This is a genomic window from Gordonia sp. N1V, assembly GCF_029269935.1.
GTDB classification, from domain to species: Bacteria; Actinomycetota; Actinomycetes; order Mycobacteriales; family Mycobacteriaceae; genus Gordonia; species Gordonia polyisoprenivorans.
The window spans coordinates 293,290-305,636 of record NZ_JARJDD010000005.1 but is presented as its reverse complement, the minus strand read 5'-3'; the positions used below and the strand labels follow the sequence as shown (position 1 = coordinate 305,636).

At 69.7% G+C, this 12,347-nt stretch carries 3 protein-coding genes; all 3 read right to left on the bottom strand.

The genetic code is table 11. The features are described 5' to 3' along the window. Window positions 1-4 precede the first annotated feature (4 nt). The 3 genes from P3L18_RS09465 to P3L18_RS09455 are packed head-to-tail and all read right to left on the bottom strand — an operon-like array spanning window position 5 to window position 12,266. Window positions 5-4,825, bottom strand: coding sequence for a type I polyketide synthase (locus tag P3L18_RS09465; protein WP_276113951.1), 4,821 nt, complete (start codon window positions 4,823-4,825; stop codon window positions 5-7). Beyond that, window positions 4,822-10,509 carry a type I polyketide synthase gene (locus tag P3L18_RS09460; protein ID WP_276113950.1) on the bottom strand — a complete coding sequence of 1,896 codons (5,688 nt, stop codon included), beginning with the start codon at window positions 10,507-10,509 and terminating at the stop codon, window positions 4,822-4,824. The genes P3L18_RS09465 and P3L18_RS09460 overlap by 4 nt, the downstream gene beginning before the upstream one ends. Continuing rightward, complete coding sequence (locus P3L18_RS09455; RefSeq protein ID WP_276113949.1) at window positions 10,506-12,266, bottom strand: fatty-acid--AMP ligase; 1,761 nt, start codon at window positions 12,264-12,266, stop codon at window positions 10,506-10,508. The genes P3L18_RS09460 and P3L18_RS09455 overlap by 4 nt, the downstream gene beginning before the upstream one ends. Window positions 12,267-12,347: the final 81 nt, after the last annotated feature.

The window sequence follows — 12,347 nt, the reverse complement described above, 5'->3', positions numbered from 1 at the left end:
CAGGTCAGCCCAGCCTTTCGGAGAGTGCTTGCAGGAGTTCGTCTTCGGAGAGATCGTCGAATCCGTCGTCGGGTTCGTTCGTGTCGAGGTCGGCCGTCTCCGGGAGGGTGGCCGCGAGATGGTCGGTCAGGGCGTCGACGGTGGGGTGATCGAAGACCACCGATGTCGGCAACAGTTCGCCGAGGGATTCCGAGAGCGCTCGCTGCAGGGTGACGCTCATCAGGGAATCCATCCCGAACTGGAAGAACCCGGCGCTGCGGTCGAGTTCGGCGGGTGAGGTCAATCCCATGACCTTGGCGACGAGATCGGCCACCCGGTCGGCGAGCAGGGACAGACGTACCGACGGGTCGGCGTCGCGTAGTTCCCGCCGGAATGCGGTGTCGCCCTCGGTGATGGCACCCCGGTCGGTGCCGTCGCCGGCGGCGGGCATCACCTCGTCGATGATGTGCAGTGCGGCGCGGGTGCGGTAGGCGGCGCCCAGCAGCTCCCAGTCGGCGTCGACCACGATTGCCCGCGCCGGGGTTCCCGGTCCGGTGACCGATGTCAGGGCGTCGATGGCGATGCGATCGTCCATCGGTATCAATCCGGACTCCGCGGTGACCTGTCGTTCGGCCGAATCCTGGTGATCGGCCAGCGATTTCCACAGCCCCCAGTTGACGGTGGTTGCCGGCAGGCCCGCGGTTCGGCGGGCGTGCACGAAGGCGTCGAGGAATGTGGTGGTGGCGGCGTAGTGGGCGAGCCACCGCGACCCGAGCAGGCCGGAGATCGACGAGAACACCACGAATCGGGACACCGGGAAGGTCAGCGTCATCCGGTGCAGGACGGCCAGGGCGTCGAGTTTCGGACCGAACATGGCTGCCACGTCTTCGTCGGTCATGTCGGTGAGGGTGACCGGACCACCACCGAAGGCGGCGAGGTGAACTCCGTCCAGCGCAGGAAGATCGGTGCCGAAGCGGGCGAACAACGCAGCCATGGCGGTCTCGTCGGTCGCGTCGGCGGCGACCACCACCACTCGGCACCCGCGGTCGCCGAGTTCGGCGACGAGCGGATCGAGACGTGTGCCCGGAGTGCGCGAGACGGCGACGACGGTGTGCGCCCCGCGGTCGGCGAGGTGAGCGATCAGGTGCGGGCCGATGTGTCCGGTGGCGCCGACGACCAGATGTGTCTGTCCGGTGATCGGTTCTCCCCCGACATCGTCGGACGATCTCACGCCCGCACGCAGTCGCGGGACATGACGCGTGCCGGCCCGGTAGACCACCTGATCCTCGTGATCGTCGGCGCCGATCTCGTCGAGCAGATAGCGTGCGACGACGCCGCCGGGGACCGAGGCGTCGACGTCGAGGACACCGCCCCAGATCTCGGGATGCTCCAGCGCCAGAGTGCGTCCCAGTCCCCACAAGGCGGCGTGCGCGGGGACGGCGTGATCGCCATCGGCCAGCGGTGCGCCGTTGCGGGTGATCAGGTGCAGCCGGGGTCGGGTGCCACTCGACACGGCAGCGGCGACGAGGCGACGCGCCACCGAGAACAGCCGATATGCCGGTTGCGCAGAGAACGGATCCGCCTCTGTGGCCGGGGCGAAGATCACACGATCGGCGCCGGAGATGCTCTGGCTCAACGTTTCCGAATCGTCGGTATCGTCGGCGAATGTATCGGGGTCGATCGGGATGATCTGCGAGCCGCCGGGAAGCGTGGCGCGCAGCACGGTGATCGACTCCGTATCGACACCGTCACCGACGATCACCCAGCGCTGCGGGTGCACGAGCGTCGAGGTGCGGGGTGCCGGCATCGTCGGCCAGGCCAGGTGATGCCACCACGATCGGGGGACGCGACCGTCGGCGGGATAAGAAGGTGACCCTGCTCCGGGCCCCGCCGACGCCCCCGGGGATCGGGTGGGTGTGGGCAGCCAGAACGAGGTGTGTCGCCACGGCGTGCGCGGTAGTACCGGATGCGGTTCGGCCGGATGCGGGGTCGACGGAACACCCTGGGCGGCAGCGTGATACCCGCGGTGGAACGAGATGGTGTCGTCACGGTCGCGGTGCAGTGTCGCGACGACCTCGGCGTCCTCGGCCCCCGACTCCTCCAGGCATTCGACGAGCGCCTGGCCGAGGATGGGGTGTGGGCTGATCTCGACGAAGGTCGCATGGTCTTCGGCACCGCGGGCGACCGCCTGTGCCAGCCGTACCGGCATCCGCAGGTTGTCGGCCCAGTAGTCGGCGTCGACCACCGGAGCGACGGAGTCCGCGGATGCCGGGTGCACGGTGGACAGGAACGGTATCCGAGCGGGCCGCGGAGCCAGGTCGGCCAATGCCGAACGCAGTGGTGCCAGAAGCGGATCCATCAGCGCGGTGTGCGAGGCGACCGTCATGGCGACCTTGCGCGCGAACACGCCGTCGGCGAGGACCTCGGCGAGGACCGCGTCGACGGCCTCGGGTGGACCGGCCACCACCGTCTGCCGCGGTGCGAGGTGACCGGCGATCTCGACGCCCGGATGTGCTGCCAGTCGTGCCGCGACCTCATCGCACGAGAGGCGCAGGACCGCGACACCGCCGGCCGGGGCCGCCGACATCAACCGCGAGCGGATACCGATCACGGCAAGTCCCTCGGCGACGGTGAGCATGCCGGCGACGACCGCGGCGCTCACCTCCCCCATCGATTGCCCGATCACCGCGTCGGGATGCACACCGTGATGTGCCCAGAGCCGGGTGAGCGCCACCTGCAGGCCCATCAGTACCGGTTGCACCTCGGCGTCACCGTGCAGGTCGCGGCGCTCGGTCAGAGCGTTGCGCAGTGAGAATCCGACGTGGTCGAGAAAGTCGCCCTCCATCTCGTCGACGGCGTCGGCGAAGGCGGGTTCGTCGGCGAGCAGAACGGCGGCCATCCCGGCCCACTGGGAGCCCTGGCCCGAGTAGACGAACACGGTTCCCGTTGCGCGCGCGGCGTTCTCCCGTGGCGGGGTCACCCCGACGGCAGCAGCTCCATCCACCGTGTCGCCACCGGCGAGGGCGCGCAGTCCGGCGATCGTGCCCGCCCGATCGCGGGCGGTGACGGTGGCGGTCACCGGCAACACCGCCCGGTGATGATTGAGGGTGTGGGCGATGTCGGGGACCGGGATCCCGGCACCGTCGGTGGTCATCCAGTCCGCGACTGTCGCGGCGAGATCGGCGACCCGCTCGGCGCTGCGGCCCGAGAGGACCAGGGTGCTCACCGCCGGGGCGAGCATGTCGACGGGCGGCGGATCGCGATGCACGACGGGTGCCTGCTCGACGACGATGTGCGCATTGGTGCCACCGAAACCGAAGGACGACACGCCCGCTCGTCGTGGTCGTCCGGTACTCGGCCATGCCCGCTTGGTGTCGACGACCTGCAGCCGCAGTTGGTCGAATGGTATGTGGGGGTTGGGTTCTCGCTGATGCAGAGTGGCCGGGATGGTGCCGCGCGAACACGCCAGGACGGTCTTGATGAAACCTGCGATCCCGGCGGCAGCCTCGAGGTGCCCCAGGTTGGTCTTGACCGCACCGAGTAGCAGCGGCGCGTCGGCCGGGCGCCCACGGCCGAGCACCGTGCCCAGTGCGCGGGCCTCGATCGGGTCACCGAGCAGGGTCCCCGTCCCGTGGGTCTCGACGTAGTCGATCTCGCGCACGCCGATGCCCGCGCGGGTGTACGCGGTGCGCAGCACCTCCATCTGCGCGGCGGGATTGGGGGCGAACAGTCCGTTGGAATGGCCGTCCTGGTTCACCGCGGTACCGCGGATGACGGCGAGGATCCGGTCACCGGCGGTGAGCGCGTCATCGAGACGCTTGAGGATGACCGCCCCCGCTCCCTCACCGCGCACGAAACCGTCGGCGGCGGCGTCGAAGGCATGACACGCACCGGTCGGCGACAACGCGCCGGACTGATCGAAACCGGCGAACACCGCCGGCGTCAACAGTAGGTTCACCCCGCCCGCGACCGCGACGTCTGCTTCACCGGACCGCAGGCTCTGGGTCGCGAGGTGGATCGCCACCAACGACGACGAACACGCCGTGTCGATCGTCAACGACGGGCCACGCAGATCGAGGACATAGGACAGCCGATTGGCGATGATGCTCAGGGCCGCACCGAGATTGCTCCACGCGTCGATCGTCGGCAGGTCGGTGGACGCGAGATACCCGTATTCGCCGGCGCAGGCGCCGACGAAGACACCGGTCGGCGTCCGGCGCAGGGATTCGGGTCGGATCCCGGCATGTTCGAGGGCTTCCCAGACGACCTCGAGCATCAGACGCTGCTGCGGATCCATCTTGGCCGCCTCGCGGGCGGTGATCTCGAAGAAGTCGGCGTCGAAGCCCTCGACGTCGTCGAGGAAGGAGCCGTGCCGGGTGGTCGAGGCGAGGGCGTCGACAACCTCGGGACGACCGTCGTCGAAACGGTCCCACCGGCCCCGCGGCACGGTGGTGACGGCATCACCGCCGGCACAGAGAAATTGCCAGTACTCGTCGGGACCGCTGATCCCGCCGGGGAATCGGCATCCGATGCCGACCACCGCGATCGGACCGTCGTCGGCCGATGATCGCCCCGCCGATGCCGATTGCGGTTCGACGTGGTCCCCGAGGCACAGGTGGGCCACCAGCGCGTCGATCGTCGGATGCTCCCAGAACTCGACGGGCGAGACCTGCCTGCCGAGGAACTCGGTGAGTTCACCGGAGATCATCACCGAGTCCCGGGAGCCGAGCCCGAGATCGGCCAGCGCCACGGTCGGATCGATGTCGTTTGCCGGGCGATCGACGAGGGCGGCGAGCCGCGTGGTCAGCCAGTCGCGCAGAACGGATTCGAGGTCGTCGGCGCTCATCGGAGACCGTGCTCCGCACCCAGCGGTGACGGCGCGGACTCGGCGTCGGCGAAGAGATCGTCGAGCAGGCCACCGGAATCCTCGGCGGGCAGTTGTGCGGCCGGCTCGTCGTCACCGGCGATCCGGGTGGCGAGGTAGTCGGCCAGCGCATCGATGGTCGGGTGATTCCACAGCATCGTCGCCGACAGTTCGAGACCGGCCAGTTTCTCGGCATCCCGGCGGATCGACATGGCCATCAGCGAATTGAGGCCGAACTCGGCGAAGGGGACGTCGGTGAGCAGGTCGGCCTCCGACATCCGCAGTTCCCGGGCCAGGATCGCTCGCAAGCCGTCGCGCAATCCGGCGAGCAGGTCGGGCCTGGCCATCTGCGACCACGACGGTGTGCCGGTGGTGGCGTCGTCGGCGTTCGGTGCGGGCGGTGGTGGCGGGAGAACGACTGCTTGTGCCACACCGGATTCGGAGATCAGGTCCCAGGCGTGCAGTGCCTCTGCCGGGGTGACGGGCCGGGATCCGCGGCGGGCGAGTTCGGCGGTGACGATGTCGGCGTCGACCGCGAACCCCAGTCCCTGCCAGGCGACCCAGTCGATCGTCAGGGCCGGGGTACCGGTATGGCGGCGCAGGCGCGCGAGCGCGTCGAGGTAGGCGTTGGCCGCGGCGTAGCCGCCCTGGCCCGCAATACCGAAATGCACACCGGCGCTCCCGGTCATCTCGAAGAAGTCCAGGCTGTCGCCGAAGACCTCGTGCAGTACCTGCGCCCCGGCGATCTTGGGTCGCATGACGGTGGTCAGTGCGGCGTCGTCGGACTCGGTGAGCAGTCTGTTCTCGGTGACCCCGGCCGCGTGCACGACACCACGGATGGGTGCGGCGCCCTCATCGTCACGACGGCTGAGGAAGGCCTGCACGGCCGCGCTGTCGGCGACGTCGAGTGCGACGACTGTGATGGTGATGCCGCGACTCTCCAGGTCGCGCACGGTGTTGATGCGGTCGCGGAGGATCGGGTCGAGATCGGCTCGGTCCCAGTCGCGGCGCGCCGGCAGACCGGTGCGGCCGACCAGGATGAGCCGGCGGGCACCGTGATCGACGAGCCGTCCGGCGATCACGCGGCCGAGTGCCCCGAGTCCCCCGGTGACGAGGTAGGCGGCATCCGGGCGGCAGCGCAGCATGACGCCGGCGCGTGGTGCGGGATGCGTTGCCTCGCCGCGTGTCTCGGTGTCGTCGCGGGTCTCGGTGTCGTCGCGGGTCTCGGGGGTCTGGAGGGGTTCGAGGCTCGGACGGAGCAGCCGACCGTCGCGCAAGGCGGCGATACCGCCCCACGGCCGGTCGAACCGCTCGGTGATCAGCGGCGCCGCGGTGGCCGGATCGGCACCTGCGGCCAGATCGATCAGTCCGCCCCACGCGTCGGGGTGCTCCTCGGCCATCACCGTGGCCAACCCCCACAGCGCGCTCTGGGGCAGATCGCCGGACGAGTTCGGTTCGCGCACACCGCGGGTCACGATCCACAGGGTCTGCGAGGTCGCGTTCCGGGCCATCCGTGCGATGACGGCGGTGACCTCCGAGGTCATTCCCGCCGCGGCAGCAGCGTGATCGGCAGCCAACTGATCGGGGTCCGCCGCGGTGGTGGGGGCGACGTAGATGACGTGGCGGGCGTCCTCGGCCCGATCGCGGCATGGCACTCCCGCACGCGCGAGTGCCACGGCGAGGGCATGCGCGTCGCCGAGCACAGCCACCGCGTCGCTTTGTGCGATCGTCGTCGGTGAGGCCGTGTCGGTTCCGACGTCCTCGCGCCACACCACAGTGCGGACCAGCGACCGCGGATCGGCTTCCACCACAGCGGATTCGGCCACACCGGGTTCGGCGTCGACCAGGGTGAACCGCAGGCCGCGGACGAGGAGGGCGTCGTCGGCGTCCTCGGTGGATCCGACTATGTCGACCACGAGGTCGGCATCGTCGGACACCACTCGGCGGATGTCGAGGACGGCGCGGGTGCCGCGCAGGGTTATCGGCAGGAGCACCGAGTCGATCCGGGCGGGAACCATCAGGTCGCGGGTCGAGTCGTCGACGAGTCGGGCGACGTGGGCCGCCGCGTCGAGCATCGCGGCCGGCGAGGGCTCGGGTAACCCGATGTCGGCCAGCATTCGGCCGGTGCTGCGCGCGACGCGTGACACCTCCCAGGCGAAGGGCTGCCCCTGCACGCCCCATTCGGCGAGGAGATCTGCGGTCGAGGAGGTCGGCGTCATCGCCACCAGGTCGGCGGTGTCGATCGGCCGGGAACCGTTGTCGGAGTTGAGGCCTGGCCGGAGGCCCGGCGGGGTCGACGAGACCGGTCGCGCGGTGACGTGGCGGACCCGCCGCGAGGTGTCGTCGTCGGTGATCGCCGAGGACGAGATGGACACCGAGTCGGCGTCGGCGACGACGTGGATGCGCCGTGGCGCATCCACCGCGATCGGATGGCGCAAGCTGATGTCGGTCAGCCCGTCGGCACCGAGGTGGGCAGCGGCGCCACCCAGAGTGGCCACCAGAACCGAGACGGGGACCACCTCGAGTCCATGCAGCAGGTGATGTCCTGGGTACGGCAGCGCCTCGGGGATGAGGTCGGCACGCCAGAGGTGGGTGGTGTCTCCGACCGCGATGTGCTCGCCGAGCAGGGTGCCCGGTCGTGGGGTGAGTCCGGCGCTCGCCGCACGCGACCGCGAGGAACGGGCACGGGTGGCGAACCAGTGCCGGGAGTGATGCCACGGCGTCGTCGGCAGTTGCGGATGCGGACCGAACGGAGCTGGTGCCGGGATGTGGCGGCGATCGGTGCGTGCGATGTTCAGATGGGTGTGGAAGGTCATCATCTCGTCTGCATCACGCAGGAGTGTGGGGACGGCGTGATGATGGATGTCGGCGAGGGTCTCGTCGATCGCGTGGGTCAGCAACGGGTGCGGGCTGACCTCCACGAAGACTCCGTGGTCGACGCCCGCCCGGGCCACCGCCGACGCGAACCGGACGGGATTGCGCAGATTCGCACACCAGTAGTCGGCGTCGAAGGTGGGTTCTCCGGTCTCGAGCGTGGTGCTGAGCAGCGCCAGGTGGGGACGCCGGGGGCTCAGATCGACCAGTGCCGCACGCAGATCGGGCAGCACGGGATCGATGATCGGGTGGTGGGAGGCGACGTCGACCTCGACCCGCCGGGCGAGACGATCCTGCGCCGCCACCCGATCGACGACGGCATCCACCTGTTCCGGGGGGCCGGCGATGACGCATTGCCTCGGTGAGGCCAGCACCGCGACGGTCACGGCGGGAAAGCCCGCGACGAGTTCGTGGGCGGAAGGGGCGTCGAGTTCGATGAGCGCCATGGCGCCTTGTCCGGCGAGCCGCCGCATGAGGCGCGACCGTGTGGCGATGACCTTCAGGCCGTCGGCCACGCTGAGCGCGCCGGCGACGACGGCCGCTGCCGCCTCACCCATCGAGTGGCCGATGACGGCGTCGGGGACGATGCCGTGGGCGCGCCACAGTCGCGTCAGGGTGAGCTGGAGGCCGGTGAGGACCGGCTGGATGCGGTCGATCCCGGTGACCGGGGCACCGGACCGGACGACCTCGATGAGCGAGAATCCGACCTGCTCGACGAAGTCCGGTTCGATCTCCTCGAGCGCGTCGGCGAAGGCCGGGTCATGGGCCAGCAGACCACGCGCCATCCCGACCCACTGCGATCCCTGGCCGGAGTAGACGAACACCGTCCCGGGGCGACACGGCTGCTCGTGGGCGGCGACGACACCGGGTGCGCTCACCCCGTCGGCGAGCGCCCGCAACCCGGTGATCGCCGCGGCATGGTCGGTCGCGACGACGGTCGCGAAGGCGCGTGCGCGATCACGGTGGTGATCGAGACCATCGACGACCTCGGCGAGCGGCACCGCGGCACCGTCTCCGTCGAGCCAGTCGGCGAGAGCGCCGGCCGTGGTCGCGATGCGCTCGCGAGATCTACCTGCCACCACCAGGGTCGCGATCGGGGACTTCGGTGATCGGCCGGTACTGTCCATGCTCTCGGCCGCCGGTCCGGTGAGGGCTTCGGGCTCCGGCGCCTGCTCGAGGACGAGATGGGCGTTGGTACCGCCGAAACCGAAGGCCGACACCCCGCCGCGACGGGGCCTGCCCGGCGTGGGCCACGGTGTCGTTTCGGCCACCACCTTCAGGCGCAGGTTGTCGAAGTCGATGTGTGGATTCGGTTCTGAGAAGCCCGGAGTCGCCGGGAGGCAACCCTTCTCGAGGGCCAAGGCGACCTTCAGGAAACCGGCGATGCCGGCCGCGGCCTCGAGGTGACCGAGATTCGATTTCACCGCGCCGATCAACAGCGGGTCGTCGGCGGGGCGTCCCCGACCGGCGACCGCGCCGAGGGCCCGCGCCTCGATGGGATCTCCGAGCAGGGTGCCGGTGCCGTGTGCCTCGACGTAATCCACCTCGCGCGGCCCGATGCCCGCGGAGATGTAGGCGGCCCGCAGCACGGCCATCTGCGCCGACGGATTGGGCGCCATCAGCCCGTTGGAATGACCGTCGGAGTTGACGGCACTCCCCCGCACCACCGCGAGGACGTGGTCGCCGTCGCGGCGGGCGTCGGCAAGACGTTTGAGTACCACGACGCCGCATCCCTCGGAGCGGACGTAGCCGTCGGCGGCGGCGTCGAACGAGTGGCACCGCCCGCTCGGCGACATGGCGTCGTTGCGGTCGAAGCTGCGCGTGATCGCCGGGGAGAGCATGACATTGACACCTGCGGCGAGCGCCGTCGACGACTCACCCGAGCGCAGACTCGCCACCGCGAGGTGGATCGCGACCAGCGACGACGAACATGCGGTGTCGACGGTGATCGACGGACCACGCAGATCGTAGTGATAGGACACGCGGTTGGCGATGACCGACAGCGCGCCGCCGGTCCCCGACCAGTTGTCGACCTCGGCGAGGTCGGCGGTGGCCAGGAAGCCGTACTCCCCAGCGCAAGCGCCGACGAACACCCCGGTCTGGCTGTGCCGCAACGATTCCGCAGGGATTCCGGCGTTCTCCAGCGCCTCGTGCGAGACCTCCAGCAGCAGCCGCTGCTGGGGGTCCATCTTGTCGGCCTCGCTGGGCGAGATGTCGAAGAACTCGGCGTCGAAGGCATCGATGTCGTTGAGGAATCCGCCCCAGGTGGTGGTGCGCGCCAGCGCCGCGTCGGTCTCGGCGGTGCCGTCGGCGAACGACTCCCATCGTTGCGGATCGACGTGGCCGATCGCATCGCCCTCGGCGAGCAGGAAATCCCAATACTGTTGCGGGCCAAGGATGCCGCCGGGGAACCGACAGCCCACCCCGACGACGGCGATCAGATCATCGGTGTCGGTGACGGGGCGCGCGTCGGTGTCGGGGTTCCGGGCTGCCGGCGCCGAATCGGTGGCCGCCGACCCGGTGTCTCGGCCGAGCGCGAAGCGTGCCAGCGCTGCGACGCTCGGGTGCTCCCAGAGATCGACCGGCGACACCGGCCGGCCGAGGTGTTCGGCGAGTTCGCCGGCGAGGACCACCGCGTCGCGGGACCCCACGCCGAGATCGTGGAACGGGATGTCGACGTCGACCCCGTCGGGGTCGCAGCCCATCAGGACGAGCCGGTCGACGAGCCAGTCACGCAGTTGCCGTTCGGCACGATCGTCCTCGCCCCGATCGGCGCGATCCCCTGGGGTCACCGGTGGCCGTCCAGGCGGGCGAATCCGCCGGTCCGATAGGTCTCGCCGGCGGCGGCGCGCCGGGTCTTGCCGCTGGTGGTGATCGGAATCGAGCCGGGCGCGACGAAGACCACGTCGGCCGCGCGCACGCCGTGTCGACCGGAGATCGTCGCCACCACCGCCGCCCGCAACTCGTCGAGGTCGACCGGCTCTCCGCGATCCTTCACCTCGGCGATCACGACGAGTTCCTCGGCGTGCTCACCGGGTACCGACACCGCCGCCACGCGGCCCCGGGTCAGCTCGGTGACCGTGCCCTCGATGTCGTCGGGATAGTGATTGCGGCCGTCGATGATGAGCAGATCCTTGATGCGACCGGTGATGAACAGCTCGCCCTCGGACACGACCCCGAGATCGCCGGTGCGCAACCATGGTCCGGCCGGGGTGTCCGAACGCGGATTCTCGATCCAGCCGCCGAACGTCGCCTCGGTGCGTTCGGGATTGCGCCAGTACCCCGCGGGCACGTTCTCGCCGTGCACCCAGATCTCGCCGACGCGGTCGGCGGGGTTCTCCTCACGGGTATCGGGGTCGACGATGCGGTAGGTCACCGAACGCTGGGGTCCGTGACTCATCAACACCGCGCCGTCCTGCCCTTCGCCGCACCGCAGCGCGTAGCCCTTCGCCAGCTTCTCGAAGTCGAACCGAACGCCCACAGCCGGAGTACCCGGAACGAGCGCGGAGACATACAGCGTCGCCTCGGCCAATCCGTACGCGGGCCGGACGATGTTCTCCGGCAGACCATCCGGGGTGAATCGGTCGACGAATCGGCGCACCGTGGCATCGTGGACGCGCTCGGCTCCGCACATGAATCCGGTCACCTGGGAGAGGTCCAGACCGGCCAGGTCGTCGGCGGAGGTCCGGCGGGCGGCGAGCTCGTAGGCGAAGTTCGGCGCAGAGGTGAACGACTTGGGATGACCGGCCATCACCTGAATCCAGCGGGACGGTTTCTGCAGGAACGCCATCGGACTGATGTCGACGGTGTGCAGACCCGCCATCACGCCACCGCAGATCCCCAGGAGCAATCCCATGTCGTGGTAAAAAGGCAGCCACGACACGAGCGTCGAGTCACGATCGGGCCAGCCGCCGTGATGAGCGAACATGTCGGAGATGAGCTGGTCGAGGTTGATGACCACGTTCTTGTGCGAAACCATCACGCCCCGAGGCGAACTCGTCGACCCCGAGGTGTACTGCAGTACGGCGGTTCGGTCCCGGCCGACCTGGCTGCCGGCGGCGGCGCCAGGTGTGTGGTAGTCGAGGGCGTCGATTTCGACGACCGCAGGCGTCACACCGGGCACGCTCTGCGTGTAGGGCAGGATCTCGTCGATGACGGTCGTGGTCGCGAAGACGACCGCCGGCGTGCAGTCGGCCAGAGCCGAACTGATGCGCTCGTCGTGGTGGGCTCCGAACATCGGAACCGACAGCGGCACAACGATGAAACCAGCCTCGAGCGCTCCGAGGAACGCGACGATGTAGTCGAGGCTCTGCGGACTCAGGATCGCCGCCCGGTCCCCGGGCGCGCCGTGCCGACCGAGTTCGGCGGCGACGACGCGTACGCGGTCGTACAGCTCGGCCCACGTCAGCGTTTCGGAGAAGCCGGCCGGATCGACGTCGTAGTCGATGAAGGTGAATGCTGCGGCATCGGGCTGGTCAGCTGCGCGAGCGCGCAGAATCCCAGGGATGGTGTCCTGCAGCGAGGGTCGTGCTCTCCCTCGACTGTTCACTGCTGTCCGTCACTTTCCCCCCGACGGCGAAATGTGTGTCTGTATGCGCGATGTGGCGGCCATCAACCACCGCAGGGTGCA

Bases quoted from the DNA above. Each gene is read 5' to 3' on its own strand.
- P3L18_RS09465 (WP_276113951.1), bottom strand. From the start codon at position 4,825: ATGAGCGCCGACGACCTCGAATCCGTTCTGCGCGACTGGCTGACCACG.